This is a genomic window from Rhodococcus sp. RS1C4, from assembly GCF_002258225.1.
GTDB classification, from domain to species: Bacteria; Actinomycetota; Actinomycetes; order Mycobacteriales; family Mycobacteriaceae; genus Rhodococcoides; species Rhodococcoides fascians_E.
Window position 1 is genome coordinate 139,691 of the sequence record NZ_NOXZ01000017.1, and the last position, 26,878, is coordinate 166,568.

Here is a 26,878-nt window from a genome sequence, read left to right on the forward strand (position 1 = left end):
GACTCGAGATCAGCCGAGGGGCGTGAGGCGGTAGTGCAGCCGGACAGCGGTCACGTTCCACAGTTTCAGCACATGATCGGTCCGCAGCACCCCCTCGTCGTCGACGTAGACATGGAAGACCTCGTGGATCGGCGCTCTGGCCGCGTACCAGGCACCTTTGTCCAACACGACCGTGTAGGCGCCGTCCTGCCCGAACCTACCCGACGGGGACGTCAGAACGAGCGAACCTCCTTCGCCCACTGTCGGTTTCAGGAAAACCTGGACGTTGCCGTCCTCCAACGGGAAAGTCACATGGACGCTCGGACCCGACGCCGAGGGAAGCGTCGAAGCGCGGTAGTAACCGCTGTACATGTAGTCGCCGGTCTTCCGCAGAGTTCGCAACCAGGCAGAGCCGGCATGCCGGCCGTCGGCGTCGACGATCTCCGTGACCTCACTGTCCACACCGTGTGCCACCGCCAGAGGCTGCACCGGAAGAGCAAGCTGCTGCACGCGTTTGCCGTACAACGCTTCGATGGCCGCGCCGGGTAGCCCGAAACCCGTCGTCCACTGCGTCCACGCATCCATGCGCCACCGAGCAGTGTGCTCGTAGAATTCGCGAATGCGAGGGTCGATCGCGCTCGGGTCGAACTCCGGACCGGCCAGCGCATCGAAGCTGTGCAGCAAACCGTCCGACGAGGAACCGGGTACGACGCGCCCACCGATGCGCTCCGCCTCCTGCTGCAGCCACCTGTCCCGAACGACGCCCGGACCCGATACCGGCCCCCGCAACCACGACTGGTCGCCGTCGAGGTCGACACGTCTTCCGACCGTCTTCCACCCCAGTCTCGACGCCTTGTCCGCCAGCGACCACGCCCCCACGCTCACCATGCACCCAGCGTCTCACACCGGCTCCTCAGCAGCGAGCACTGCGACAACCCAACCGGAATCGAGTTCCGAGAACGGCCCGAGTGCATCGACCTACTTCGCAGGATCGGGTTCTCCATGAATCCGTACCCACGGCCCCAGAGCTTGTCGTAGGCGAGACCAGCTAGCACCCTCGGAGGAACACCACAGTGACTACACCCAAGACCGCGTCCGTGTGTCGGACTTCGATCATAAGATCTTGCATCGTGGGCACATCGAGTGCTGTCGCCGTCGTCGGCAGGTATCACCGCTGTTGCATCAGCTGACGAAACTCGCCTGGCGAATCCAGAGACAGCAGAGGCACTTCCGGGGTGAAACCGGCCGACGATGGATACCGAACCGATGCCTACACAGGGTCGGGGCAAATACTGGCGACAGCCAGCACTTGCGAACCAAGTCAGCCCGCAGTCGGGACGTTCTACCTTGCGCCCGCATCAGGCTAGGCCGTGATCGCCGGTTCGCGTGGACGCATGTCGGATAATCTCATCCGTCTATTCCTGCAGCCGCGGAGCGGTCCGAAATTCCACCCCCGAATGACGGCGATCGCCTCCGTACTCCCAGCGAATGGTCCGTTCGGGGCCATCTCGACGAGGCCTCACGCTGATTCCGCGATAGTCGTAACCGTCCTGTCTCACCTGTTCCCACTCGAAATCCACGGTCTCCCCGACGACCGCGTCGACACTGGAACCGGTGATATGAATGGACTCATTCTCGCGCGCAGGAGGCAGCGTGATGGCCCACAGCATGCTGACGTGAACCCAGCATCCGCCGGCAGTGTCCAGGGAGTCGAGAACGCCCCATCCTTCGTCGGCATACCACTTCCTGATAACGCCTGTACTGGTCATTGCCTCAGGTTAGCCAGGTTGCGGGAGCCATACCGGAGCAGACGACCCGACCACACCGATGTGGAGCAGAGAAAGAAAATAACGGGAGGCATCGCTCACGGTTGCGTTCGAACGTATGTTCGATTACTCTATGTGACATGGCACAGCCGGGGGGCTCCACGCAGGTTCGATCCGATGCAGACAGTGCGGCATCGCGGTCACTGACGCGCCTGTCGGATGGACGGCGGGCAGAGAACCGAGCGTCGGCAGTGGTGATCCACGAGTTGCAAGATCTCTACGAGATACGGCTGTGCGCAGAGATGGACGTGCATGCACTGGGTGCAGAGCACGGCAGTGAGGAACCGAACGTCGATCGCGCCCGACACACAGTCGAATACGAAGCAGCAGTGTCCATGTCGACAACTCGGACTGTTGCGCGCCAGATGATCGTTGTCGCCAACCATCTGTTCTGGCGTCTGCCGGCAATCGATGCCGCCTTCACGGCCGGGGACCTCGACTACGGCCGTGTCCGAACGGTAGTTCTGACCCTGCTCCGCGCCAGCGACGAGACTGTGTCGGCTCTGGAGGCAGATATTCTCGCCGCGGCACAGCGATGCGCTCCGAAAGCGCTGCGGGAGAACATCTGGCGCCGCTGGTTCCAATACGACCCGGACGAGGCCGCGGCTGCACAGAAAGCTGCGCTCGCCGACGAACGATGCGCCGAGATTCGCCGCAACGACTCCGGCATCGCCACCCTGGTGTCGAAGATGAGCGTGCTCGAGGGCGCTGAATGCGACGCCCTCCTCGACGAGTACGTAGCCACCGTCTGCCCGAAAGATCCACGAACCAAGAAAGAACTACGCGGACATGCCTTACTCGCGTTGATCCACCGAGAAGATGCGCTCCAATGCCGTTGCGGGAGCGAGGAATGCCCGTTTCGCGGAGTCGATGCCAAGAACCCCAACCGGCGACCGTACCTGCTGAACATTCACATCGACATCGAAACCATTCTCGGGCTGAACGAAGAGCCGGCCACACTGTCCGACGGCACAGTTCTCGACGCGGAAACCGTGCGACTCCTCGCCACCGACACCCGCTGGCAGGTCCTGCTCACCGAAACCCTGACCGCCGCACGTGACCGCCGTGGCCTCGACAACGACGAATCGGCCGACGATCTCGACGACGACGGTGCCGGCAACTCGGACGAGGGTTCGGACGGGGGTGACGACGACGATGGCGGCACCAAGGTTACTGACGCACCGAATCCCAGACCACCGGCGCAACATCCAGTACGGCGCGGTCGGCGTAAGGCTGCCCGTGCTCGGCGGGTTGTCGCCCGCGGCCGAACACGGCCTCCAGCGCCTCTGCCGACTACTACGCAGCGGGCCAAGGACAATCCGCGTGCATCGGCGATCGGGGAAGAAGCGGCGCTGTCCGCGGCGATTGCTGCGTTCATGGACGCTGTGGCACTCGACCCGTCGCTCGCCGAGGGCTTGCACCCCGACGGACACGGTGGATTCTGCACGCCTCCGCCCGGAGCCCTCACCTACCGGCCGAGCGCTGCTCTGGTCGCGCTGGTTCGCGCGAGCTATCACACCTGTACGTTCCCGAACTGTGGGGTACCGGCTGCCCGTTGCGACATCGACCACATCGTTCCGTTCGATCATCGAGATCCGATTTCCGGAGGCTGGACCGTTCTCGGAAACCTGCATCCACTGTGCCCGTACCACCATCAGGCCAAGACTCTGCGACTGTGGGCGTGCACCAAGCTCGACGGAGACGGAATCTATTGGCGCTCAGGGGCTGGGCTGCAGCACATAACCCCACCCGCGTTCGGAACAGTCGACATCCCCGGCGATTTCGTCCACGTCCGTCGATTCCGCATGCCGTCCCGACCGACGTCGAGGGGCGCATCCCGTCGATCCGACACCCGCAACAACATCGACCGCCACGACGACTTACCCGACCCGCCGGACGAACTGTACGAACCCACGTGGTGGGAAGCCAACATCACCGACGAGGACTGCCAACTCTGGAGGCTCCTGAATCCGCGCACCGACGGCGGCGCACCAAGTCTGGCGGACATCGCAAGACTCGACGATCCGCAGTGCCGAGCCGACGCGCTATACCTCCGCGAGAAGTTCCTCGAGCATCGCGCCGTGGTCGCCGAACGCGAGAAGTACCGGCCACCACCGTTCTGAGCAGGAGGTTTCAGGAGTGGAGCCTGCGTAATGACTCGTACTAGGGTTCGAGCCCGAGTCCTTCCGCTTCCAAGGCGGCCTTCACGATGCCGAGTGCTTTGGGGCCGACGCCGTGGAGCTGTGCGAGCGCCGATTCCGACTGCCCGGCCAACGCCTCGAGCGATGTGAAGCCGGCGGCGAAGAATGCGCCTGCTGCGGGGCGTCCGGTGCCTGCGGGGAAATGGTCGATCGGCTCACTCATGGCCACATCTTAAACTCGCCGGTAACCTGGTCGGGTGCCTGACAACAAGCAGCGACGCGTCATCCTCACCGGCGGAAACACCGGAATCGGTTACTTCACCGCGCTCCAGTTGGTGAAGCAAGGCGACCACGTGACCTTGGCCTGCCGCAACCTGGACAAGGCCAAGACAGCGGCGGACAAGATTGCCGCAGAAACCAACAGCACCGGCGGCGTCGTGGACACTGCCGAACTCGATCTGGCCGATCTGAGCTCGGTGCGTGATTTCGCGGCATCGGCTCCCGACCGCGTCGACGTCCTCATCAACAACGCAGGCGTCATGATGCCTGCGACGCGGCGCGAGACCGTCGACGGCTTCGAACTTCAATTCGGTACCAATCACCTCGGCCACTTCGCGTTGACCGGCCACTTGCTCCCCAAGCTTCGCGCGTCGGACAAGGCCACCGTCGTCACCGTCTCCTCGGTCGCCCACAAGCAAGCACCGAAACTCGATTTCGACGATCTGCAGGCCACGCGCGGGTACAACCCACAGCGGGGTTACGCCAATTCCAAGTTGTCGAATCTGTTGTTCGCACTGGAACTTCAGCGCCGTCTCGATGCCGCGAAGATCGACATCACGAGCAACGCCGCCCACCCCGGCATCTCGTCGACCGAGTTGTACTCGAGTCCCGACGGCCTGGGGAGTTCCAAGATTGCGTCCCTCGTCGCGGCCGTCGGGCTGCCGATCATCTCGCAGTCCGCGAAAGCCGGCGCACTTCCTACCCTCCACGCACTCGAGAAGGGTGGACCGGGGTCGTACACGGGCCCGAAGTGGTTGTTCGAGTCCCGTGGCGCTCCCGCTCCGGCAAAGCTCTCCGGCAAGGCAAAAGACCGCCAGCTCGCCGAAAAGCTCTGGGAAGCAAGTGAACGACTCACCGGAGTCGTGTACGACCTCGGCTGACGCACCGACATGCGGGTCAGCCGCCTACCGTGACCGAAGCGGGTAGCGGCATACCCCGGTCGCTCAGCACCGCGCGTAGCCGGTCCGGGTAGTCGGTGATGATCCCGTCGACTCCCATGTCCAGCAGGACGTTCATGGTCTCGGGGTCGTCGACTGTCCACGGAATGACCCGAATTCCAGCGGCATGGGCGTCGTCGATCATCTTCTGGGTCACGTACAGCTCGAAGTCCGGGTCACTTACCTTGCCGCTCTGCGGATTTCCCTGAACCGGTGAGAATCCGGATGCGCCGAACGAGCGGATCGCGGCAATCGGGTCACCGTCGAAATCGTCGATGTCCACGCCACCGAGCCATGGCGACCTCCCGGACTGACCGATCTGAAGAAACTCACCGTTCGTCAGCGCGACGGTCGGTAGTGCGGGTTCCACTTCCCGGACCCGCTGCAGCGCACCCCAGTCGAAGCTCTGGATCGTCGCTCTGTCGAGCATCCCAGCGGCACGGATGGTGCCGAGGACGGTGTCGACGAACTGCTCACGAGGTGCCGTCTCCGTCGGGCTTGCCGCTTCGACCTTGGTTTCGACATTCAGCTTGATCCCAGGGGCACTGGCGGCAAGTTCGAGAACGTCGGCCAACGTCGGCATCCGCGCACCCGGCACCGTTCGTTGCTCCGGATAGTCCGCCAGCCGCAACGTCCCACAGTCCAGGGTCCGAATCTGCGCCAGCGTCAACGTGTTCACGTACTTGCCGACGTAGGGGAACTCGGGATCCTGCTCGACGACAGGTGCCGTGTCCAGACATTTCTTCGACGAGACCTGCCGATCATGGGTGACGACGGCAATCCCGTCCTCGGTGATCTGCGTGTCCAGTTCCAGCGTGGTCACGCCGAGCTCCAGTGCAGTGGTGAACGATTCGAGGGTGCTCTCGGAGACGAGGCCGAGTCCACCCCGGTGCGCCTGTAGATCGAACTCGCCGTTCGACGGCTGAGGTCGAGGATCCGGCGACCGGTCCGCTTCGGCCGACGAACATGCAGTGAACGTGACCGCTGCGAGCACGGTCAAGACGAGCGCGGCACCTGGTAGTCGTCGCATGCCGTTCGACGCTAGGGGTGAGAAGCGTCGACTCCGTGAACTAGAGCTTCCCCGCACCCTTCAGATAAGTGACAACAGGCGCTCGGAACATTTCCGTGCGTGCGGCGCGGGCCCCGAGGGCAGAGGTCACCAACCCCTCGCACAACGCGATGTAGCCGGCTCCGACCTCGGCGTCGCCGAACAGTTCGACGGCACCAGGCCCCGAGAACAGGCTGCCCGCCAGCGCGGCGCGGTCGGCGTCGGACACCGTCGGGTCGAGCATCAGCACGTGCCGGGCGCGTAGTTGGGCGGCTCTCTCCGTGACGAGGTGGTCCAGGTACCGCACCGTCACTTCGACCGGATCACCCTCGATGGTCGACAGGTGGGTGAACTCGGCACGCGAAGTCTCGGTGATCCGGGCGATCACGGCGGCGAACAGATCGGCTTTCGATCGGAAGTAGTACGACGTGGAGCCGGCCGGCAGCGTCAGGGCGTCGTCGAGCTTGCGGTGGGTCAGTGCCCGGAGTCCGGAATCGGCGATGACGTCGATCGCCGCGTCCGCGATCGCAGCTCTTCTGTCCATGACGTGGATCGTACGCCAATTTCCTCTACATATGTAGAGTGGGCGCCCATGAGGCCACCAGTACCCCGGAATGCGTTCGCCGCCGATTTCGACCTGGACCCGTCGCAGCACTCCGTCGTCGACCTTCTCACCGAGGCCGACACGCTCGGCCTGTACCTGTGGGGACCCGTCGGGCGAGGCAAGACCTGGTTGATGGACAGATACTTCGGCGCCGCACCGGAGCCCAAGAAACGCCTGCACTTCCACACCTTTTTCCGTGACCTGCACGCGTCGTACTTCGTTCATCGGTTCCAGCTCGAACCGACGCTCGACGCGTTGATCGGCCCCACCCGATTGCTCTGCTTCGACGAATTCCACGTGCACGACATCGGCGACGCACGGCTCATCGCCCGGATGCTCGACGCCCTGTGGGCACGAGGTGTCGCCGTGGTCGCGACGTCCAATTACCCACCCGACGGCTTGCTGCCCAATCCGCTGTTTCACGACGCATTCCTCCCGACCATCGAGGTTCTGAAAGCGAACCTCCGAGTGGTGTGCGTCGACGGACCCGTGGATTACCGCACCCTGGGCGACGCGAACACCGAGAACTCGGGATTCTCCGCGGGAACCTGGTCCACCACCGGAACTGCCGCAGGCGAGTCCTTCGCGGACCTGTGCGAGGCCCCGAGGTCGACGGGCGATTACCTGGCCATCGTCGATCGGCTCGACGCGGGCGCAGAACTGACGATCAGGGAAATACCAGCACTTGCCCAGGCGTCGGACGACGCAGTGCGCAGATTCTCGAATCTCGTGGACATCCTGTACGACGCGGACATCAGGACTCGATTTCACGCACGGGTGCCGTTGGAGGAGTTCGCCGACGGTCACCGGGAAGGCCTCGGCTCGGTCTCGTCGGGAGGAGTCGATCTGAAGAGGACGCTGAGCAGGCTCCATCAGCTTCGGCATTCGCGGGCGTCGACACGTCTCGGAGCCGAGAAGTAAGGGAGACGCCCACAGCTGACGGCGGTCGGGGGCGACAGCAGCCGCGGGCGTCTCATCCATCATTCGCCGCAGGTGAAAGGCTGGATGGGTCCGGATGGAAAGTTTTTCGGAAATTTCTCGGCACCGGCATGGAATACCACCCGGCAAACTCCCGTTAGAGTAGAAGTCAATGCAAACGCATGAAAATGCGTTCGAGGGATTCGGCCAGGGAGCACACCATGCAGTTCGGAATCTTCACCGTCGGCGACGTGACAGTCGACCCCACCACAGGTCGCGCACCCACCGAAAACGAGCGGATCAAGGCAATGGTCACCATCGCCAAGCATGCCGAAGAAGTCGGTCTCGACGTGTTCGCAACCGGTGAGCACCACAACCGGCCGTTCGTGCCGTCGTCACCGACGACGATGCTCGGGTACGTCGCCGCCCAGACCGACAAGCTGATCCTGTCCACGTCGACGACACTCATCACGACCAACGACCCGGTGAAGATCGCCGAGGACTACGCGATGCTCCAGCATCTGTCCGACGGCCGCGTCGACCTCATCATGGGCCGCGGCAACACCGCGCCGGTCTACCCGTGGTTCGGCAAGGACATCCGTCAGGGCATTCCCCTCGCGCTCGAGAACTACCAACTCCTGCGACGCCTGTGGACCGAGGACGTCGTGACGTGGAAGGGCAACTTCCGGACTCCGCTCGACAGCTTCACCTCCACGCCTCGCCCGCTGGACGACATCCCGCCGTTCGTATGGCACGGCTCGATCCGCAGCCCCGAGATCGCAGAGATCGCCGCGTACCACGGTGACGGATTCTTCGCGAACAACATCTTCTGGCCCAAAGAGCACTACATTCAGCTCATCGACCTCTATCGCCAACGCTACGAGCACTACGGGCACGGCCGCGCGGACCAGGCCATCGTCGGCCTCGGCGGTCAGGTGTTCATGCGCAAGAACAGCCAGGACGCAGTGAACGAGTTCCGGCCGTACTTCGACAACGCACCCGTCTACGGACACGGCCCGACGATGGAAGAATTCACCGAGCAGACACCGTTGACCGTCGGCTCACCACAGCAGGTCATCGAGAAGACACTCGCGTTCGCGGACTTCTTCGGCGACTACCAGCGCCAACTGTTCCTGATGGATCACGCCGGTCTCCCGCTGAAGACGGTCCTCGAGCAGCTCGATCTGCTGGGCGAGGAAGTGGTACCGACGCTGCGCGCGGAGTTCGCCGCACGACGCCCGGCCGGGGTTCCCGAGAACCCGCCGACGCACGCGAGCATGCTCGCCGAGAAGGAGACGGCTGTTGCCGTCTAGCACCGAACTGTCGGTTGTCGCCTGGGAGGCGTTGTTTCGCTCCCAGGTGGCGCTGATGCGCAAGTTCACCGCCGACGACATTTGGGGCCCGATCAGTCTGCGCGAGTACGACGTGCTGTTCACACTCGGCAATTGCCCGACGCGAACGTTGCGTCTGCACGACCTCAACGCCGAGATCCTGCTGACCCAGCCCTCGCTCAGTCGACTCTGCGAACGGCTGGAGAAGCTCGGACTGGTCACCCGCACGCCGGACCCGAACGACAAACGCGGAACCGTCGTCGGCCTCACCGACGACGGCCTCGCTGTGCAACGGGAGATCGGACGGAAGCACGCGTCGCGCATCAGGAGATACGTCGGCGACGCGTTGACCGACGAGGAACTGCGAACACTGACGGCACTGTGCACCAAACTGAGGCTCGCGCAGAAGGACATCTCATGACAGGCGGTTTCCCATGAACCTCGAAATCATCACCCCACGCGACGTTCCACTCGGCGGCCCTCGCGCCATGAACGTCCGGCGGACGCTACCGACGAAACAGCGAACCCTGATCGGCGCGTGGTGTTTTGCCGATCACTACGGTCCCGACGACGTATCCGCGTCCGGAGGCATGGACGTCCCGCCGCACCCCCACACCGGGCTGCAGACCGTGAGCTGGCTGTTCACCGGTGAGATCGAACACCGCGACAGCATCGGCTCGCACGCACTTGTCCACCCCGGCGAGCTCAACCTCATGACCGCGGGCCGCGGAATCTCCCACTCGGAAGTCTCGACCGACAACACCCGAATCCTGCACGGCATGCAGCTGTGGGTCGCCCTGCCCGGGTCCGCTCGATTCACTGCGCCGGCCTTTCAGCACTACGTCCCCGACGCCGTGACGACGGGCGGCGCAGAGCTGCGGGTGTTCCTGGGATCTCTCGCGGGCCGGACATCCCCCGTCTCGACTTTCACACCACTCCTCGGCGCCGAGATCGTCCTTCCCGCAGGGAGTGCCGTTCAACTCGACGTCGACGAGGCCTTCGAGCACGGCATCATCGTCGACCAGGGCTCGGTGAACGTCGAGACCCTTCCCCCAGCTGACGACGCCGATCCCGAGGACGCGGAATCCGGCACCCTTGCCCGAGCCGAATTGGGATACCTCCAGCCCGGCAATCGCGCCATCACCCTGCGAAACTCGGGCACCGACGAAGCACGAATGCTGCTGCTCGGCGGGCCACCGTTCGGTGAAGAAGTAGTGATGTGGTGGAACTTCATGGGCCGCACCCACGACGACATCGTGGCCTATCGCGAGGCCTGGGAAGGAGCGGAGCATGCGGAGCGTGACGGGCAGTTCGGCACGGTCGATGGGTACCGGATACCGGGGTTCAGACTTCCTGCGCCCGAACTACCGAACGCTCGCATCGCCCCGAGACACTGAGGTGCGGGCGCTGCGAGGGTTCGGCTCGAGCCTCAGAAAAGAGTAGCGACCTCGTCGAGGGATTCGCTGCGGGAAGGTGCGGCAGCGGCAGGCGTGCCGGCAGCGGTAGCAACAGGTTTGCTGGGGCCCGCTTTGCCCGAGGCGACGGCGCGAGCAGCTTCACCGGCGAGCGCGTCGGCTGCCTCGTTGAAGTGGTTGCCGACATGTCCACGGACCCAGCGGAATCGGACAGGTCCGCTGCGGTCCACGATTGCTCGATCGATGCTCTGCACCAATTCCAGGTTGCGCACCGGCGATCCGCCCGCGGTTTTCCAGCCCTTACGCTTCCACCCCGGCAGCCATTCCGAAGCACACTTGATGGCGTACTGCGAATCCGACTCGATGAGCATCGGCTCGTCACCGGGGTGCGCGAGGATTGCCTCCAAAAGCGCTCGAAGCTCGGCGATCTGGTTGGTTCCCGACGCTTCTCCACCGGAGTTGGACGGCCCCGTGTGGTTGACCCAGGCCCAACCGATGGCGCCACCCGGATTCCGCAGACACGAACCGTCAGTACTCACGATGATCACGGGAAGGACCCTACTTCGCCCCACCGACAAACAACAGGCGCCGCGCAGGAGTGGAGCCTGCGGAACGACCTGATGAGGCAGGAGTGGAGCCTGCGGAACGACCTGATGAGGCAGGAGTGGAGCCTGCGGACCTCTGAATTCGGGGGCCGAGGACCGCTCGAGGCTGTGTGGGTGTCCGAATGGGTAGTGTGGGAAAGCATCCGAGAACGCACCCGACAGGGTCGATCACACATTCGCACTCACCGAGGACTCGAATCGTGACAACTGCAGCGCCAGGAGAATCCATCCCGTCGTCGTTCGAAGCATTGGTGGCGAGGGAGGCCGACGGCATCACGCTCACGCGAGAACGCGTCGACGCGTCGTTTCTGCCGGAGGTGTCGGGTCCGTCGGTGACGATTGCCGTGGAGTATTCGTCGGTCAACTTCAAGGATGCTCTCGCGATCACGCCGAAGGGTGGAGTCGTCCGCGAGTACCCCATCGTCCCTGGCATCGACGTCGCGGGAACCGTTGCGGAGTCCACATCGCCGGAGTTCGAGGTGGGTCAGCGCGTCGTTGCGCACGGGTACGACATCGGTACTGCGCAGCACGGTGGTTACGCCGAGTTCGCGCGCGTTCCCGCCGAGTGGGTGGTGCCGTTGACCACCCTGTCCACCCGTGAGGCCGCGGCCATCGGCACCGCGGGTTTCACCGCGGCACTGAGCGTACGTGCGCTGCAAGCGGCAGGCGTGACTCCGTCCGACGGGCCGGTGCTGGTGACGGGTGCCAGCGGCGGAGTGGGGACGGTCAGCGTCGACCTCCTCTCGGCCGCAGGCTACGAAGTGGTCGCATCGTCCGGCAAGCAAGGCGCCACGCAACTGCTGACAGAGTTGGGTGCATCGCGGGTCGTCGGCCGGCTGCCGGAGGATCCCGATGCCAAGCCGCGTCCGCTCGGCAAGGCGGAGTGGGGCGGCGTCGTCGACTGCGTAGGCGGCAAGACGCTGGCACATGCGTTGAGCACGGTCCGGTACGGCGGCGCTGTCGCCGCGAGCGGTCTGACCGGAGGCGCGCAGCTGCCGACGACGGTGCTTCCGTTCATTCTGCGCGGCGTGTCTCTGCTCGGCATCGACTCCGTGTTACTCCCCATCGACAAGCGCCGGGCACTGTGGCAGAAACTCGAAACCGATCTGCGCCCGCAGCGTCTGTCGGCGCTCACCACCGAGGTGCCCGTGGCGGACGTCGCGAGTGCTCTCGACTCGATCTCCGGCGGTGGCGTCACCGGCCGAACGGTCGTCGCCGTCTCCGGAGGCTTCGCGTAGGCCGCGGCGCTCGGATCCAGTTCCGGCGTTTGTCGGTCGGAGGGGATAAAGTCGGCGGCACGATGTTCCCGAAGACCACGCCAGGCTCTCCATCCGCCGCCGGAGACAGTGATGTCTCGACGGTGTTCGAGTCGGCGTCCCCGCTGGACCCGATGGCGTGCCTTCGGGATCTACGCAGGGGCAAGGGAGACCCCACGTTCGAGCGGGACAGCGCAGGCAGTGTCTGGCGAGCGTCGCGTCTTCCGTCCGGTCCGGTCACATACAGGATCACCCCTATCTCGCGCACCGCCGTCCGGAGCCAGGCGTGGGGTCCCGGTGCCGAGGAGTTCACCGGATTTCTGCCCGCGCTGCTGGGCAGTGAGGACGACTCGTCGGGCTTCGCGCCGGAGCATCCGACCCTGAAGGAAGCTCACCGACAGCATCCGCACCTTCGCCTCGGCAGGACCGGGCTCGTCATGGAAGCCCTGGTGCCCGCGGTACTCGAGCAGCGTGTCCACGGGTTGTCCGCGTTCTCGTCGTGGCGCAGGCTCGTCACGAAATTCGGCGAGCGGGCACCTGGCCCGACTCCGAAGCCGATGTTCGTTCCGCCCCCTCCGGACGTCTGGCGCCGCATTCCCTCGTGGGAGTACCACCTCGCCAACGTCGATCCTGCTCGCTCCAAGACCATCGTGCGATGCGCACAGGTGGCGCACCGTATGGAAGAAGCCGCCTCGATGCCGTTCGCGGATGCGACACGTCGCCTGCGGGCTGTCCCCGGCGTCGGCATCTGGACGGCAGCGGAAGTCGCGCAACGTGCCTTCGGCGATCCCGACGCCTTGTCCGTGGGCGACTACCACTTGGCCGCTGCGGTCGGTTGGTCGCTTCTCGGTCACCCCCTCGACGACGCCGGAATGATCGAGTACATGAAACCGCTTGCACCGCATCGCTTTCGTGCCGTCAAGCTACTTCAAATCAGCGGCCGGGCAATCAAACCGAAATTCGGTCCACGCACACCCCTCGTCGACCACACCTGGCACTGACGCACGAGTACGAGTAGCACCCAATCCACCTGCGGCACAATGATTGTGAGCACGGTGATTTTTTCTCCTCCACGTCCCTGACCTGGCAGTTCGCGAGCGTTTTGCACACCGAATTTCAACTGCTAGTTTTCCGGGACACAAAAGCAGGAGGATGACGTCATGAGTCTCGGCCCACGTCTGCGGGCGGCGGCGGTTGCGATCGCCGCGGCCAGTGCGCTTCTCGCCGGGTGCAGTTCAGGAACCAGCACCAGCACCGACGGGGGCCTGACTCCCCGGTCGGGCGGGGAGATCACCGTGGGGATCATTCCTGCCTGCGGTTGGGACAAAGCACAGACGTCCGGGTGCAACTTCGCCAATGTCGAAATCGTGGACAATCTCACCGAGCAGATCCCCGACACCGGTGAGGTCGTACCCTGGCTCGCGGAATCGTGGAAGATCGGCGACGACGGGACGTCCTACACCTTCGCGCTGAAGGACGGAGTCACGTTCAGCAACGGCGAAGTTCTCGACGCCGAAGCCGTGAAGCTGAACTTCGACAACGTGGTGGAACTCGGCAAGCAGGGGCGCGCATTTCAGTCCTCCGCATACCTTCAGGGTTATCGGGAGTCGGTCGTCGTGGATCCGCTGACGCTCCGAGTCGAGTTCGACGCCCCGAAAGCCGGCTTTCTGCAGGCGTTGTCGGAGAAACCGCTCGGCATCATCGCACCGGAGACCATCACCACCAGGACACCCGAGGAGCGACTGGCGCAGGGCGTCATCGGAAGCGGTCCGTTCGTCATCGAGGAAGTTGTTGCAGACCAGAAGTTCGTCGTGAAGCGCCGCGACGACTACCGATGGTCCTCGCCGAAGAACGCACACGAGGGACCCGCTTACCTGGACCGCGTGACGTTCCAGATACTCCCGGAAGACCTCGTCCGAACCGGAGCGTTGCTCAGCGGTCAGATCCAGGTCTCGACGACCGTACCGAGCAACGACGTCGACTCCATTCGGGCACAGGGCTTCGACATCGTCTCCCGCTCCTCGGCGGGCGTCGTCTACACCTATTACCCGAACGTGACGGACCCGATCCTCGCCGACGAATCCGTCCGAAAAGCGTTGCAGCTGGGCATCGATCGCCATGAAATTCACGACACGGTGTTCAACGAGTTCCAGACGGTTCCCACGAGCGTGCTGTCCTCGACGCACCCCGACTACACGGATCTGTCCGAGGCCCTAAAAGCCGACCAGGACGAGGCGCGTCGAATCCTCGACGACGCGGGGTGGACCGAAGGCCCCGACGGCATTCGCGAGAAGGACGGCCGGAAGCTGAGCGTCGCAATTCAATTCAGCGCGAACGGCGACAAGCCGATCCACGAGCTCACACAGCAGCAGCTGAGAGAGATCGGCATCGACTTCCAGCTCGAGCAGCTCACCGCCGCCGAGGTGACCGCCAACCGTTCGTCGGGTCGATGGCAGCTCCAGTACGGCAACCTGACTCGGCCCGATGCCGACGTGCTGGTGTCCGCGTTCGACCCGACGTACAGCAACTACTTCAAGTCCTCCTACGACCCCGAGCTCGAACACCTCCTCGGCGAGCAGGCGTCCGAGCTCGACGATGTCACCCGCCGTGAGCTCGCCAACCGCATTCAGGACACGATCGTCGACCGCGGTTACGCATTCCCGATCACCGAAGGGAGCCAGACCCAAGCCGCCCCGTCGACCGTGCACGGGCTGAGCTTCCAGGCACCGTGGTGGCCGTCGTTCGTGGATACGTGGATCGAGGAATGACACTCGCGGGAACAATCCGGCGACCTCCCCGCGTTGCCACACAGGAATAGTTCGCCTAGATAAGGAGTCATCTTGGTTGCCATCGGAAACTCGAACCTCGACATCTTCCCCCTCGCTCTCGGCGGAAACACGTTCGGTTGGACGAGCGACGAGAAAGCGTCGTTCGAGATCCTCGATGCGTTCACGGCAGGTGAAGGCAACTTCATCGACACCGCCGATTCCTATTCCGCCTTCGCCGACGGTAATTCGGGCGGCGAATCCGAGACCATCATCGGTAAGTGGACTGCCGCGCGCGGCAACCGCGACGACGTCGTGATCGCCACCAAGGTGAGCCAGCACCCCGAGTTCAAGGGCCTCGCCCCGAAGAACATCGCCGCTGCAGCCGAGGCCTCGCTGAAGCGACTCCAGAGCGACCACATCGACGTCTATTACGCCCACTACGACGACGAGTCCACCCCGCTCGTCGAGTCCCTCGCCGCGTTCGACCAACTCGTCAAAGACGGGAAGGTGCGGTACGTCGCCATCTCTAACTACTCCGCCGACCGCATCCGCGAGTGGGTGTCGCTCGCCGACGAGCATGGTTTCGCCAAGCCGATCGCGCTGCAGCCGCACTACAACCTCGTCACGCGCCGCGAGTACGAGAGCGAACTCGCACCACTCGCCACCGACAACAACCTGGGCGTCTTCCCGTACTTCTCGCTCGCAGCGGGCTTCCTGACAGGCAAGTACCGCACTCGCGAAGACCTGGAAGGACAGGCACGCGAGCGGCTCGCCACGGGATACTTCACCGACAAAGGCCTCGACGTCGTGACCGCACTCGACGAGATCGCCGATGCTCACGACGCGGAGATCTCCACCGTCGCACTCGCCTGGCTTCTCGCACAGCCGACGGTCACCGCACCGATCGCCAGCGCCAGCAAGATCTCTCAACTACCCGCACTGCTCGACGCACCACGTCTGTCGCTCGCCTCCGACGAAATCGCACGACTCACCGAGGTGTCCGGACGAATCTGAGCCGGGCCGGTCTTCAATCTGGTCACTCCTGCGGGCTCCGCTCCCGGCCTTCTCGGATACGTAACCTCTGCCACACCGGGAACTTTTCCGCAGAGTCGGGAACAACGCGCCGGCGTCGGTTGCTGACGGTTGGGTGACGCAAGCAACCGATGCCGTGTCGGCATCCACAGAACCGACCTCCGCCGAGCGCCTGCGAATCATTCTGGTGCTCGGCGCATTGATCGCGCTCGGTCCATTGACGATCGACATGTACCTTCCCGCTCTGCCGTCCATCGTCGACGATCTGAACTCGTCGGCAGCCGCCGTGCAGTTCACGCTCACCGGAACGTTGATCGGGCTCGCGCTCGGCCAGCTCGTCATCGGACCTCTCTCCGACATCGTGGGGCGACGCCTTCCGCTGATCGTCGGCACCGCGGTGCACATCGGCGCATCCCTTCTCTGTGTCATCGCTCCCAACGTCCCGGTCCTCGGACTGTTCCGTGGCCTGCAAGGACTCGGTGCGGCAGCGGCGGCGGTCGTCGCCATGGCAGTCGTTCGTGACCTCTTCACCGGTCGGGCGGCGGCAACCGTCCTGTCTCGTCTGATGCTGGTCATGGGCGTCGCACCCGTACTTGCACCGTCGATCGGCGGCGGCATCCTCATCGTCGGAACGTGGCGGTGGGTGTTCGGTGTCCTCGCCGTACTCGGCGTCGCCTTGCTTACTCTTGCCGTCTTCGCTCTGCGCGAGAGCCTGCCGCCCGAGCGTCGTCGCAGCCGAGGCGTCATGCCCGTCGTGCGCACGTACGGCGGCCTCCTGCGCGACGGCCAGTTCGTCGTACTCGTCCTCGTCGCCGCCCTCGCGATGTCGGCAATGTTCGCGTACATCGCCGGATCGTCCTTCGTGCTGCAGGACGAGTTCGGTCTCAGCGAGCAGCAGTTCGCGATCGTGTTCGCGCTCGGAGCGATCGCGCTGATCGGCGCCTCGCAGTTGAATGTCGTGCTGCTCGGACGCTTCACTCCCGTACGCATCGTGATCAGCGCACTGTCGGCAGCTGTGGTGTCGGCTCTCGTCATGACGATCCTGGCGGTTGCAGGGATCGGCGGGATCTTCGGCTTCCTCGTCCCACTGTGGTTCGTGCTCGGTGCCGTCGGCTTCGTGATGCCCAACGCGCCTGCCCTCGCGCTGTCGCGACACGGCGAAGCAGCCGGAACGGCAGCCGCACTCCTCGGCGCCGCACAGTTCGGTTCCGGTGCGATCATCGCTCCCGTCGTGGGTGCGCTCGGCAACGACAACGTGGCAGTATCGCTGACGATGGTTGCCGTGTCGGCCATCGCCCTGCTGGCCCTGATCGGCGTGACGGTCACCTCCGCACGACAGTCCGGACGCCGGTCCGAGCCGGAAGCCCAGGCAAGTCGGACGGTCCACGCGAGCGAGGACCGAAAGTCTCCTGAGGGGGCAGCCCAGACGGCACGAGCGAAGTCCGTGGAAACGTCTACCAGCGAGGTGTGAGAGTCGAGTGCCGGACCGTGAACGCGACGCCACCGGCAAACCGCTCAACGGGCGCCCCCGTGACGGCCTGGGAAGGCCGCTCGCGCGGGGCGCCGTCGGCGTCGAACGCATTCCCGACGATCTGAGGTTGCCTCCCGACGAGGCCATCACGAGAGCGCAGAAGCTGCTCGACGCGTCGATGCCGTTCCACGCTCACGAAATCCTCGAAGGCACGTGGAAGGACGCGCCCGAGCCGGAACGCAGACTCTGGCAGGGCCTCGCCCAGCTCGCCGTCGGACTGACTCACGTGCTCCGCGGTAACGTCGTCGGCGCGAAGTCCCTGCTGAGACAGGGGCACGACCGGATCCGCGACTACGAACTCGACCCACCGTACGGGCTCGACATCTCGGGGCTGCTCAGCTGGTCGGAAGGCATACAGGACCAGCTCGACGCCGGCGCTCTTCCGCCTGATCCCACCGTTCCTCGTCTACTCTCCTGAGCCCGCGTTTGGCGATGCCCGCCGCTTTGGCTACAGTGGCGCAAGGTTAGGTAAGGCTTGCGACAGTTAGACGAGAACTTCGAGGTGGTGTCGGCATGCTCGGGCAATCTGCAGTGGAGGCTCCGTACTGGGTCGCCGTCCTCACGCCCGAGGAACGCACCTTCGGCAGCAGGCGTACCGACGAACGAATCGACACCGTCTTCTCGTCCGTCGTCACCGAGACGCACACGCAATGGGCCGCGCCGGAGCACCCGACGTCCGCGACGCTCCTGGCCGTCCTCGCCGCCACCGTCGGCGCGTGGCAGAGCGACCGGTGCCGCTGCTCCTCGTCCGGAGTTCTCGTGGATCTTCCGTGCAGCACCGTGGGGCAGGACCATGCCCGGTACCCGGTTCGGCTGCCGGTGACCGGCGCGCCGAGCACGATTCTCACCGAAGTTCGACGCCGCATCGCCGCCGTCCCGGACGGCGGCGCAGGTTACGTCACCGCGAAGCGAGCCCCCGCCCTCGCCCGCAAGCACGGCGCGCAGATCGCGTTCTCGTTCGAGCCCGACGCCGCCGCGATCACCGCGCCCGGCGACGACGATCCCCTTCGCCACAACCTCTCGGTCACGTGCAGCGTGTCCGAACTCGACGGAGTGGTCATGGTCGACGCCGAGTTCCGCTGGAACAGCCGAGTTTTCACTCGCGCCGACGTCGACGACTTCGAGAGGTTCTGGGAGAAGACCGTCTCGGCGTTCGTTCGGTCCTGAACCTCAGAGCGACTTCAGGTACTGCACGTCGGCCGCGAGTCCCTCCGCTGGAGTTTCCAGGATCACCGGCGCACCCGATGCCTCCGCGACCGCGACCAGAACGTCGGTGTCGATGGTTCCGTCGGCAAGATTCGCATGGCGGTCACGAGCGGAATCGAACTCGTCGCGTGAATTGTTCAGGTGCACCAGGTCGATTCGTCCGGTGATGGCCTTGATCCGATCGACCACACCGACCAATTCCTCCCCACCCGCCCATGCATGGCACGTGTCGAGGCAGAAACCTGCACCGAATTCTCCGACGGCATCCCACAGACGAGAGATGTCGTCGAAATGCCTGGCCATCGCAAAATCCCCGCCCGCAGTGTTCTCGATGAAGATCGGCACCGCGAAACCACCGTCGTCGGCCTGGCGCTCGAAAAGCTTGCGCCAGTTCTCGAATCCTTTGGCGGTGTCCTCACCGTCGCGGACATGTCCGCCGTGGACGACCAATCCGATGGCGCCGATGTCGGCCGCAGCAGACGCCTGCTCGATCACCGCTTTACGCGACGGAATGCGGATCCGGTTGTTCAGACTGGCGACGTTGAGAACGTACGAACTGTGTACGACGACGTCGACGTCACTCGCCTTCAACTCCTCACCCTGCGGATGCGGTGTCAGCTTGTTCCACTTCTGCGGGTCGGTCAGAAACATCTGAACGAAATCGACCCCGAGGCTTGCCGCAGAACCGAGCGGGTCGGCACTGTCACGAACGTGTGCTCCGATGCGCATCTCTCCATACTAGGGGCGGATGGGTGGTCTCCCCGATATGGAAATGCAGAAAACACTGAAACACTGATGCCATGACTGACACAGGACCCTCAGGTCGTTCCGCAGGCTCCACTCCTGGCCACCCGGGTCGTTCCGCAGGCTCCACTCCTGCCGCCCGGGCGAGCGCCCTCACCAAGACCTACGGTTCCGGCGACACTCAGGTCCATGCGCTGCGGGACGTGACGGTGGAGTTCGCCCGCGGCGAGTTCACGGCGATCATGGGCCCGTCGGGGTCGGGCAAGTCGACGCTGATGCACTGCCTCGCAGGTCTCGACACGGCCACCTCGGGAACGGTCACGATCGGTGACACCGAGCTGACCAATCTCGACGACAAGCAGATGACCGGACTGCGCAGAGACAGAATCGGTTTCGTGTTCCAGTCGTTCAACCTCGTGCCCACGCTGACGGCGTTGGAGAACATCACGTTGCCGCTGGACATCGCGGGGCGCAAGGCCGACCCGCAGTGGCTCGACACCGTCGTCGACCGACTCGGCCTACGTGACCGTCTCGGCCACCGGCCGAGCGAACTGTCCGGTGGCCAGCAGCAACGCGTCGCGTGCGCACGTGCACTCGCCGGACGACCCGATATCGTCTTCGGCGACGAACCGACCGGCAACCTCGATTCCCGCTCGTCCGGTGAGGTGCTGAGCATCCTCCGCGCTGCCGCCGACGAGTTCGACCAGACCGTCGTGATCGTCACGCACGATCCCCGCGCCGCCAGTTACGCCGACCGGGTCGTGTTCCTCGCCGACGGTTCGGTCATCGATCACCTCGCGAACCCGACCGCCGAGAACGTGCTCGACCGCATGAAGCGTCTGGAAACGGCCTGACCATGCCTTCGACCAATCCCATGCGCAAGGTCTCACTGCGCAATCTCGCCGCCCACAAGGTCAGACTCGCACTGACCGTCCTGTCCGTCGTGCTCGGAACCGCCTTCGTTGCAGGGTCTTTCGTGTTCACCGACACACTGCAACGAACGTTCTCGTCGATCTTCTCCGACACTGCCCAGGGCGCCGACGTCCGTGTCAGTGCCGAGGACGCACGCTCGAGCGGCGTCCCTGTCTCCGCAGCCGACGTCATCTCGTCCCTACCCGACGTTCGTGCCGTCGCACCGTATGTCAGCGGTCAGATCGTCGTACTGGATTCCTCGGGCGCTGCCGTGCAGACCGGTGGCGCGCCGACTATCGGCGAGGCGTACCTACCGCCCGAGCGGCGACTGGGCGAGGACGCGGTGTTCATCGCAGGTTCAGCGCCCACGGCACCGGGCGACGTCGTCATCAACGAGGGCGGCGCCACGCGCTCCGGGCTCAGCGTGGGTGACACCACGCAGGTCCTCGTGCCGTCGAAAGGCACCGTGGACGTCACCGTGACCGGGATCTACGACACCGCCGTCGAATCCGGCGGGTACATCGGCATCCAGTTCACCGAGGGCCAGGCCGACGAACTGTTCTCCGACGGCGAGCACGTGCAGTACTACGACATCGCCGGAACAGGCGTGTCGCAGACGGAGCTTCGGGACGAGATCGCCGCCGCCCTACCCGACTCGAAGGTGCAGACCGCGGACGACGTCCGGGACGAAGCACAGGCCGAGATCGAACAAGCCCTGTCCTTCGTGAACTACTTCCTGCTCGCATTCGGCGCGATCGCATTGCTCGTGGGCACGTTCATCATCTACAACACCTTCTCGATGATCGTCGCCCAGCGCGTTCGCGAGCTCGCTCTGCTCCGCGCGATCGGCGCCAGCCGCGGCCAGGTCAGCCGCTCCGTGGTGCTGGAAGCTCTCGTCGTCGGTGTCATCGGCAGCGCGATCGGCTTCGCGGGCGGCATCGGTCTCGCCTACGGCCTGCGCGCACTGCTCAACGCGTTCGACCTCGGATTGCCCTCGGGGGCACTGGCACTCGAACCTCGAACCGTCGTCGTCGCTTTCGCCGTCGGCATCGTCGTCACCGTGCTCAGCGCATACGCACCCGCTCGTCGTGCCGCCAAGGTGCCACCCATCGCGGCGATGCGCGAGGAGTTCGCCTCCGCCGGTGACAGTCTGCGCGTGCGCACCTGGATCGGCGTCGTGATCGGCGCGATCGGCGCCGCTGCCGTCGTCATCGGAGCGCAATCCACCGGCGGCGCTGCCGCAGCGACCGTCGGCGCAGGTGCCGTGGCGGTGATCGTCGCCGTCGCGCTGGCGGCACCGTCACTGTCCCGGCCGGTCGTCGGTGCCCTCGGTTCGGTTCTGACGCGGCCGTTCGGCCCGATCGGACGCCTGGCCCGAACCAACTCGGTCCGCAATCCCCGGCGTACGGCCGCCACTGCCTTCGCTCTCATGCTCGGGCTGATGCTGGTGTCGGTCATCGGCGTCCTCGGCTCGACCGCCAAAGCGAGCGTCGACGCCCTGGTCGACAACGGAATCGAAGCCGACTACATCTTCAGCGGCCCACCGTCGATCGGAATCCCGACGGGAGCCGCCGCAGCCGCCCGGGAAGTGAACGGGGTCGACCGCGTCGCCGTACTTCACCCGGTGTCGGTGGACATCGACGACGAGCCCGCCTTCGGCGTCGCGCTCGAAGGGAGCCCGGAAGGATTGTTCGACAGCGTCGTCGTCGCCGGGTCGCCGGAGCTGCAAGGCGACAGCATCGCAGTGTCGTCCTCCGCGTCGCGCGACGAGGGGTGGGCGCTCGGCTCGATCGTGAACATGACGTCGGTCGACGGGCAGCAGGTTCCCGTCACGGTCACCTCCGTCTACGAGGACAACCCGCTGGTAGGGCAGTGGATGATCTCGAACGACGTCTACCAGAAGGTGACTCCGAGCATCGTCCGGTCGGACATCGTCGTGCTCGTCGGCGCCGCTGCGGGAACCGACCTGAACGTGCTCAGGACCGACCTGGAAGCCGCCACCAAGCCGTTCGTCGTCGTTCAGGTCCAGGATCGCGACGAATTCAAGGGGTCGCAGGGCCAGCAGATCGACACACTGCTCGCCGTCCTCTACGGGCTGCTCGCGCTCGCCGTCGTCATCTCCGTGCTGGGAATCGTCAACACTCTCGCTCTGTCGGTCGTCGAACGACGCCGTGAAATCGGAATGCTCCGGGCCGTCGGCATGCAGCGCCCCCAGGTCAGGCGCACGATCTATCTGGAGTCGCTGCTCATCGCGCTCTTCGGGGCCATCGTCGGTCTCGGCCTCGGCGTGGCCTTCGGATGGGGATTCGTCAGAACTCTGCGCGACGAAGGTCTCGGTCTCCTGACCGTTCCGTGGGGCCAGATAGTGGCCATGCTGTTCGGCTCGGCCGTCGTCGGAGTCCTCGCGGCACTCTGGCCGGCGGTGCGCGCCGCCCGCACCCGACCTCTGGAGGCAATCACGGAACCATGAGACGGGTCGTGGCGGCCTCGTCGGTCGATCGAACGAAAAGTTGCAGCCAAAAGGACCGCAGAGTTACCTTGTACGGAGTAAAACAGACTTTACGATTGTTTTCAGGGTGGTTTCCCGGTAGAGCGATCGCAAGGAACGCCGTACTCGAGGAGCAACCATGTCGGTGCACAAGCTGGAAGCGCCCACCCACGCGCCGCTTGCACCGCTGTGCAAACCCGGCACCAGGGACACCCTTCTCGACCGACTCTGCGAGGTCGCTCACGCGGTGCCCGACGCCGTCGCCGTCCACACCGAGGACGGGGCGGTCACGTTCGACCAACTCCTGCACCGCACCTATGCGTCGGCGAGGAAGATCGCGCAGCTCGCAGGGGACGATCCTCGCCCGATCGCCGTCGAGGCCGCCTCCACGTCGGAGTCGATCGCCACGATGCTCGCGGTGATGGCGTCGGGCCACGCTCTGGTTCCGTTGGATTCCAACCTGCCGGCCAACCGCGCGGATCGCATCGTGGAGTCGGCAGCGGCGCTCCGCCTCGAGCGGGCGGACCTGGCGACCACGCAGGATTCCGCGATGCCGCTGCCCTCTCTCACCGGCAGCCGGACGGCCTTGATCGCATACACCTCGGGCTCCACCGGTGCCGCCAAAGGCGTGCTGCTGAGCCACCGCATGTGCCTGACCAAGGCGTACGAGGTCAGCTCGGCACTCGGCCTGTCCTCCCGCGATCGCGTCGGCAACGCCCTGCCGGTCAGCTTCGGTGCGGGCCTGAACACGTTGTTCGCCGGCATCCTCAGCGGTGCGACGGTCTACTGCACGGACCCACGCACCGTCCTGCCCACCACCTTGACCGAGTGGATCGAACGGTCGTCGTTGACGACGTTGCATTGCTCACCTTCGCTGGTACGGAGCTTCCGAGGGGGAGCAGGGGAAAGCCCGTCCGACGCCATCGTCCCGCTCCCGGACAACGCCGTGCCGTCGCTGCGCGTCGTGACCACCTACGGCGAAGCCCTGCACTCGCGGGACGTCATCGGATTCCGTAGCGCACTCGGCAGCGGCGCCACCTTCGTCAACTGGTACGCAACCACGGAAGCAGGCGGCGTGGCGTACGGCGAGTACCGATCGGACCACCCCCTGCCGTCGGGCTTCCTCACCGCGACGACCCTCCCGAAGGGCAAGATCGTCGACGTCGTCGACCCGGTGGGCACGCTCGCACCGGCCGGAGTGGCCGGGGAGATCCGCGTCTCCGCGGAATGCCTGTCCGACGGCTACCTCGGTCTCCCGGACCTGACGGAATCCCGCTTCGCGAGCGACGGGCCGCTCATGCGCTACGCAACCGGCGATCTCGGCCGATTCGACGAGACCGGACAGCTGCACCTGCTCGGCCGAGCCGACGACGCCGTCAAGATCCGCGGATACCTCGTCGAACCCGCCGAGGTGGAAGCAGCAATCCGCGGACTCGACGGCGTCCGAGACGTGGCGATCGTTCCCCGCTCGACCGACGACGAACCTCACCTCGATGCGTTCTTCGTCAGCGACACACGGGACAGTGCCTACGTCCGGGCGCGCATTCAGGACCAGCTCCCCACGTGGATGGTTCCCCGGAACATCACGCGCACACACACGATCGAACGCAACGAACGCGGCAAAGTGGACCGGCAGCGGCTGCCGGAGCAGGGTGCAGACCTGGAGTCCGCCACGGTGACGGAAGCGCCGCGCGGCGCGACGGAGATGTGGATCGCCAACATCGTCCACGATGCCCTTCGGGACGAGGTCGACGGGATCGACGACATCGGGTCCACCACCGACTTCACCGCCATGGGCGCTACGTCGCTTGCTCTGACTCGTATCTCGGTGGGGGTCGCGCGCGCCTTCCACATCGTGCTGTCGGCGGAGGAACTGGTCGGGGCCATGAGCGTCCGCCGTCTGGCCTCGATCGTGGACACCAAGCTCGCGTCCATCGACAACAACTCGGCCCGTTCCAGAGCCGAGTCGATCGCGGTGCCACTGCGCACCGCGGGTGCGCTCACGCCTCTCTTCGTCGTCGCAGGTGGTGGGGTGCCCGCCGTCGGTCTGGCCGCGCTTGCTCGGCGGCTCGATCCGGACCGTCCCGTCTACGTGATCCAGGCCAAGGGAATGGACACCCGGGCACTTCCCGACCGCACCATCCGCGCCGCAGCCCGCACCTACGTACGAGAGATCACGCGAATCCAGCCGACGGGCCCGTACCTTCTCGCCGGGCACTCGCTCGGCGGATGGATCGCACTCGAGATGGCACACCAGCTTCGGGCCGGCGGCGGATCGGTGGCGCGGTTGACTCTCCTGGACCCCCGCCTGTACCGCCATCTGCTCGACCGCTTTCCTGGCGGAAGCTCCCTCGAAGCTGCACCGGCGGGCGTAGGTGCAGCCGCGTCGCCGAAGATCACCGTCGCAACCCGCGTCGGTATCGCAGCGCGGGTGGTCACCGCGGGCATCGCACGTTATTCGACGACCGAGAGGTGGCTGGCATTCGCGGCGATCGGCTCGCTCGCTCTGCGCTTCCATCGTCCGAAGCCATGGAACGGGCCGGTCAGCGTCATCGTCACGGCGGAGAACACCGACGATCGCCGGTCGTGGGCCGCGATAGCCACCGGTGACCTGTCCATCACACATGTCGACGGCCGCCACGTCGACATGGTCCGCGAACCGGTCGCCGAGGACGTCGCTCGAATCCTCGACCACGAACTACGCCGAGCAACCGAGGGAATCATCCACTAGTGCAGCACCTCGACCCGGAACGACGACACTCCTCTCGTCGTGCCGCCTCACGGTCACTGACGGCCTCCATCGCTGCTCACCGGGGCATCGACTGTCCCGAGGACGCCGATCCGCGTACGTTGGGCATCGAAGCCGCCGGCGGAACGACCCAAGTCGGCAGGAGTGGAGCCGGCGGAACGACCAGAGTCACTGCGCGAGGAGGATCGATGCCAGACCGAACGTCGCCCTACGAGCTCGAGTCGGTCGAGTTCCATCGGGACACCCTGCGGTACGTCGACGCCGGGGACGGTCCACCTGTGGTCCTAGTTCACGGCCTTCTCGGCTCGCACGAGTCCTGGGCAGGTCAGATCGAGCGGCTGTCGGAGAAGTACCGCGTCATCGCACCGGACCTGTTCGGCCACGGCGACTCGGACAAGCCACCCGGCGACTACTCACTCAGTGCGCACTCGGCGACCATCCGCGATCTACTGGACCACCTCGACATTCGTTCGGCACCGATGGTGGGGCATTCGCTCGGCGGCGGAATCGTCATGCAGACCGTCTACCTGTTCCCCGAGCGCGTGGAGCGGATCGCCCTCGTCAGCAGTGGCGGCCTCGGACGCGAAGTCAGCTTGTTCCTGAAGGCTGCGACTCTGCCGGGCAGCGAACTGGTGCTGCCGGTGTTGGCGTCGGACTGGGTCCGTAGGAACACCGAGAACGTGGTGACTCAGCTCGGTAAATGGGGGCTGCCTGTGCGTCCCGGTAAGAGCACCACCGAGACGTGGCGCGCGTTCAAGACGGTGGCGGACCACGGCTCCCGCTCCGCTTTCCTGGCGTCGACCCGCGCCGTCGTCGGTCCACGCGGTCAAACCGTCAGCGCCAAGCAGCATTTCGAGAAGTTCGAATCGCTGCCCTCGCTCCTGGTCTGGGGCGGGAAGGATCGCATGATCCCAGCGTCGCACGCGGACAACATTCGACGCGAGGTTCCGAACTCGCGCGTCGAGATCTTCTCCGATGCAGGGCATTTCCCACAACTGGACGAGCCCGATCTGTTCTTCCGGGTGCTCGACCAGTTCCTCGGCACGGCAGCGGTGTCCGAGCTCGCACCGATTCCGCAGTCGACGCGGCCGGCCTCGTCGGACTGACC

24 protein-coding genes are annotated in these 26,878 nt (G+C 65.2%); 17 read left to right on the top strand and 7 right to left on the bottom strand.

The features are described from left to right. Positions 1-9: 9 nt before the first annotated feature. A complete protein-coding gene (locus CH289_RS07315; RefSeq protein WP_019666942.1) occupies positions 10-867 on the bottom strand; it encodes a hypothetical protein in 858 nt (285 codons plus the stop codon). 527 nt (positions 868-1,394) lie between these two features. After that, on the bottom strand, positions 1,395-1,748 hold the full coding sequence (locus tag CH289_RS07320) for a hypothetical protein (protein ID WP_019666943.1): 354 nt from the start codon (positions 1,746-1,748) through the stop codon (positions 1,395-1,397). Between the two features lie 137 nt (positions 1,749-1,885). Between CH289_RS07320 and CH289_RS07325 the strand changes: the two genes are divergently transcribed. Next, complete coding sequence (locus CH289_RS07325) at positions 1,886-3,928, top strand: HNH endonuclease signature motif containing protein (RefSeq protein ID WP_020112435.1); 2,043 nt, start codon at positions 1,886-1,888, stop codon at positions 3,926-3,928. 40 nt (positions 3,929-3,968) lie between these two features. Here CH289_RS07325 and CH289_RS07330 read toward each other — a convergent pair whose 3' ends face one another. Beyond that, complete coding sequence (locus CH289_RS07330; protein WP_020112436.1) at positions 3,969-4,169, bottom strand: helix-hairpin-helix domain-containing protein; 201 nt, start codon at positions 4,167-4,169, stop codon at positions 3,969-3,971. Between the two features lie 34 nt (positions 4,170-4,203). On the opposite strand from CH289_RS07330, the gene CH289_RS07335 reads away from it, so the two are divergent. Further along, entirely contained in the window at positions 4,204-5,106 is a 903-nt protein-coding gene (locus CH289_RS07335; protein WP_019666946.1) for an oxidoreductase, read from the top strand. A 16-nt stretch (positions 5,107-5,122) separates the two neighbouring features. Here the strand turns inward: CH289_RS07335 and CH289_RS07340 are convergent, their stop codons facing one another. Beyond that, a complete protein-coding gene (locus CH289_RS07340) occupies positions 5,123-6,193 on the bottom strand; it encodes a glycerophosphodiester phosphodiesterase family protein (RefSeq protein WP_020112437.1) in 1,071 nt (356 codons plus the stop codon). A 40-nt stretch (positions 6,194-6,233) separates the two neighbouring features. Beyond that, positions 6,234-6,755 (bottom strand): TetR/AcrR family transcriptional regulator, encoded by a 522-nt coding sequence (locus CH289_RS07345; protein ID WP_020112438.1) that lies wholly within the window; start codon positions 6,753-6,755, stop codon positions 6,234-6,236. A 48-nt stretch (positions 6,756-6,803) separates the two neighbouring features. Between CH289_RS07345 and zapE the strand changes: the two genes are divergently transcribed. The 4 genes from zapE (at position 6,804) to CH289_RS07365 (ending at position 10,461) form a co-directional block, all read left to right on the top strand. After that, the gene (zapE, locus tag CH289_RS07350; protein ID WP_019666949.1) at positions 6,804-7,736 is read left to right on the top strand and encodes a cell division protein ZapE; all 933 of its coding nucleotides are present in this window, start codon (positions 6,804-6,806) and stop codon (positions 7,734-7,736) included. Positions 7,737-7,954: 218 nt separating this feature from the next. Next, positions 7,955-9,046: an LLM class flavin-dependent oxidoreductase gene (locus CH289_RS07355; RefSeq protein WP_019666950.1), complete on the top strand. Its 1,092-nt coding sequence runs from the start codon at positions 7,955-7,957 to the stop codon at positions 9,044-9,046. 55 nt (positions 9,047-9,101) lie between these two features. After that, a complete protein-coding gene (locus CH289_RS07360) occupies positions 9,102-9,485 on the top strand; it encodes a MarR family winged helix-turn-helix transcriptional regulator (RefSeq protein ID WP_371828043.1) in 384 nt (127 codons plus the stop codon). A 13-nt stretch (positions 9,486-9,498) separates the two neighbouring features. Continuing rightward, entirely contained in the window at positions 9,499-10,461 is a 963-nt protein-coding gene (locus tag CH289_RS07365) for a pirin family protein (protein WP_020112439.1), read from the top strand. A gap of 32 nt (positions 10,462-10,493) precedes the next feature. Here the strand turns inward: CH289_RS07365 and CH289_RS07370 are convergent, their stop codons facing one another. Continuing rightward, entirely contained in the window at positions 10,494-11,027 is a 534-nt protein-coding gene (locus CH289_RS07370; protein WP_020112440.1) for a ribonuclease H family protein, read from the bottom strand. Between the two features lie 257 nt (positions 11,028-11,284). Between CH289_RS07370 and CH289_RS07380 the strand changes: the two genes are divergently transcribed. The 7 genes from CH289_RS07380 to CH289_RS07410 all read left to right on the top strand — a co-directional run bounded on the left by CH289_RS07380 (position 11,285) and on the right by CH289_RS07410 (position 18,838). Next, the gene (locus tag CH289_RS07380; RefSeq protein WP_033189026.1) at positions 11,285-12,322 is read left to right on the top strand and encodes an acrylyl-CoA reductase family protein; all 1,038 of its coding nucleotides are present in this window, start codon (positions 11,285-11,287) and stop codon (positions 12,320-12,322) included. Positions 12,323-12,384: 62 nt separating this feature from the next. Beyond that, positions 12,385-13,341: a DNA-3-methyladenine glycosylase family protein gene (locus CH289_RS07385; protein WP_371828581.1), complete on the top strand. Its 957-nt coding sequence runs from the start codon at positions 12,385-12,387 to the stop codon at positions 13,339-13,341. 159 nt (positions 13,342-13,500) lie between these two features. Then, positions 13,501-15,108 carry an ABC transporter substrate-binding protein gene (locus CH289_RS07390; protein WP_020112443.1) on the top strand — a complete coding sequence of 536 codons (1,608 nt, stop codon included), beginning with the start codon at positions 13,501-13,503 and terminating at the stop codon, positions 15,106-15,108. 72 nt (positions 15,109-15,180) lie between these two features. Further along, on the top strand, positions 15,181-16,122 hold the full coding sequence (locus CH289_RS07395) for an aldo/keto reductase (RefSeq protein WP_020112444.1): 942 nt from the start codon (positions 15,181-15,183) through the stop codon (positions 16,120-16,122). 133 nt (positions 16,123-16,255) lie between these two features. After that, positions 16,256-17,611: a multidrug effflux MFS transporter gene (locus tag CH289_RS07400; RefSeq protein WP_033189028.1), complete on the top strand. Its 1,356-nt coding sequence runs from the start codon at positions 16,256-16,258 to the stop codon at positions 17,609-17,611. 7 nt (positions 17,612-17,618) lie between these two features. Further along, positions 17,619-18,089, top strand: a complete 471-nt coding sequence (locus CH289_RS07405) for a DUF309 domain-containing protein (RefSeq protein WP_020112446.1) — start codon at positions 17,619-17,621, stop codon at positions 18,087-18,089. A gap of 95 nt (positions 18,090-18,184) precedes the next feature. Next, on the top strand, positions 18,185-18,838 hold the full coding sequence (locus CH289_RS07410) for a condensation domain-containing protein (RefSeq protein WP_033189029.1): 654 nt from the start codon (positions 18,185-18,187) through the stop codon (positions 18,836-18,838). A 3-nt stretch (positions 18,839-18,841) separates the two neighbouring features. On the opposite strand, the gene CH289_RS07415 is transcribed toward CH289_RS07410, so the two are convergent. Beyond that, positions 18,842-19,606, bottom strand: coding sequence for a deoxyribonuclease IV (locus CH289_RS07415; RefSeq protein ID WP_033189030.1), 765 nt, complete (start codon positions 19,604-19,606; stop codon positions 18,842-18,844). A gap of 71 nt (positions 19,607-19,677) precedes the next feature. Between CH289_RS07415 and CH289_RS07420 the strand changes: the two genes are divergently transcribed. From CH289_RS07420 to CH289_RS07435, 4 genes are all read left to right on the top strand, one after another. Beyond that, the gene (locus CH289_RS07420; RefSeq protein ID WP_020112449.1) at positions 19,678-20,475 is read left to right on the top strand and encodes an ABC transporter ATP-binding protein; all 798 of its coding nucleotides are present in this window, start codon (positions 19,678-19,680) and stop codon (positions 20,473-20,475) included. 20 nt (positions 20,476-20,495) lie between these two features. Beyond that, entirely contained in the window at positions 20,496-23,003 is a 2,508-nt protein-coding gene (locus tag CH289_RS07425; RefSeq protein ID WP_033189054.1) for an ABC transporter permease, read from the top strand. Between the two features lie 157 nt (positions 23,004-23,160). Continuing rightward, positions 23,161-25,752: an alpha/beta fold hydrolase gene (locus CH289_RS07430; RefSeq protein ID WP_033189031.1), complete on the top strand. Its 2,592-nt coding sequence runs from the start codon at positions 23,161-23,163 to the stop codon at positions 25,750-25,752. Positions 25,753-25,958: 206 nt separating this feature from the next. Beyond that, complete coding sequence (locus CH289_RS07435; RefSeq protein WP_051127775.1) at positions 25,959-26,876, top strand: alpha/beta fold hydrolase; 918 nt, start codon at positions 25,959-25,961, stop codon at positions 26,874-26,876. Positions 26,877-26,878 lie beyond the last annotated feature (2 nt).

Excerpts from the sequence above, each read along its gene's own strand:
- CH289_RS07415 (WP_033189030.1), bottom strand. The coding sequence starts at position 19,606 with ATGCGCATCGGAGCACACGTTCGTGACAGTGCCGACCCGCTCGGTTCT.
- CH289_RS07385 (WP_371828581.1), top strand. The coding sequence starts at position 12,385 with ATGTTCCCGAAGACCACGCCAGGCTCTCCATCCGCCGCCGGAGACAGT.
- CH289_RS07410 (WP_033189029.1), top strand. The coding sequence starts at position 18,185 with ATGCTCGGGCAATCTGCAGTGGAGGCTCCGTACTGGGTCGCCGTCCTC.
- CH289_RS07420 (WP_020112449.1), top strand. The coding sequence starts at position 19,678 with ATGACTGACACAGGACCCTCAGGTCGTTCCGCAGGCTCCACTCCTGGC.
- CH289_RS07425 (WP_033189054.1), top strand. The coding sequence starts at position 20,496 with ATGCGCAAGGTCTCACTGCGCAATCTCGCCGCCCACAAGGTCAGACTC.
- CH289_RS07355 (WP_019666950.1), top strand. The coding sequence starts at position 7,955 with ATGCAGTTCGGAATCTTCACCGTCGGCGACGTGACAGTCGACCCCACC.
- CH289_RS07340 (WP_020112437.1), bottom strand. The coding sequence starts at position 6,193 with ATGCGACGACTACCAGGTGCCGCGCTCGTCTTGACCGTGCTCGCAGCG.
- CH289_RS07330 (WP_020112436.1), bottom strand. The coding sequence starts at position 4,169 with ATGAGTGAGCCGATCGACCATTTCCCCGCAGGCACCGGACGCCCCGCA.
- CH289_RS07315 (WP_019666942.1), bottom strand. The coding sequence starts at position 867 with ATGGTGAGCGTGGGGGCGTGGTCGCTGGCGGACAAGGCGTCGAGACTG.
- CH289_RS07435 (WP_051127775.1), top strand. The coding sequence starts at position 25,959 with ATGCCAGACCGAACGTCGCCCTACGAGCTCGAGTCGGTCGAGTTCCAT.
- CH289_RS07320 (WP_019666943.1), bottom strand. The coding sequence starts at position 1,748 with ATGACCAGTACAGGCGTTATCAGGAAGTGGTATGCCGACGAAGGATGG.
- CH289_RS07360 (WP_371828043.1), top strand. The coding sequence starts at position 9,102 with ATGCGCAAGTTCACCGCCGACGACATTTGGGGCCCGATCAGTCTGCGC.
- CH289_RS07345 (WP_020112438.1), bottom strand. The coding sequence starts at position 6,755 with ATGGACAGAAGAGCTGCGATCGCGGACGCGGCGATCGACGTCATCGCC.
- CH289_RS07325 (WP_020112435.1), top strand. The coding sequence starts at position 1,886 with ATGGCACAGCCGGGGGGCTCCACGCAGGTTCGATCCGATGCAGACAGT.
- CH289_RS07430 (WP_033189031.1), top strand. The coding sequence starts at position 23,161 with ATGTCGGTGCACAAGCTGGAAGCGCCCACCCACGCGCCGCTTGCACCG.
- CH289_RS07390 (WP_020112443.1), top strand. The coding sequence starts at position 13,501 with ATGAGTCTCGGCCCACGTCTGCGGGCGGCGGCGGTTGCGATCGCCGCG.
- zapE (WP_019666949.1), top strand. The coding sequence starts at position 6,804 with ATGAGGCCACCAGTACCCCGGAATGCGTTCGCCGCCGATTTCGACCTG.
- CH289_RS07365 (WP_020112439.1), top strand. The coding sequence starts at position 9,499 with ATGAACCTCGAAATCATCACCCCACGCGACGTTCCACTCGGCGGCCCT.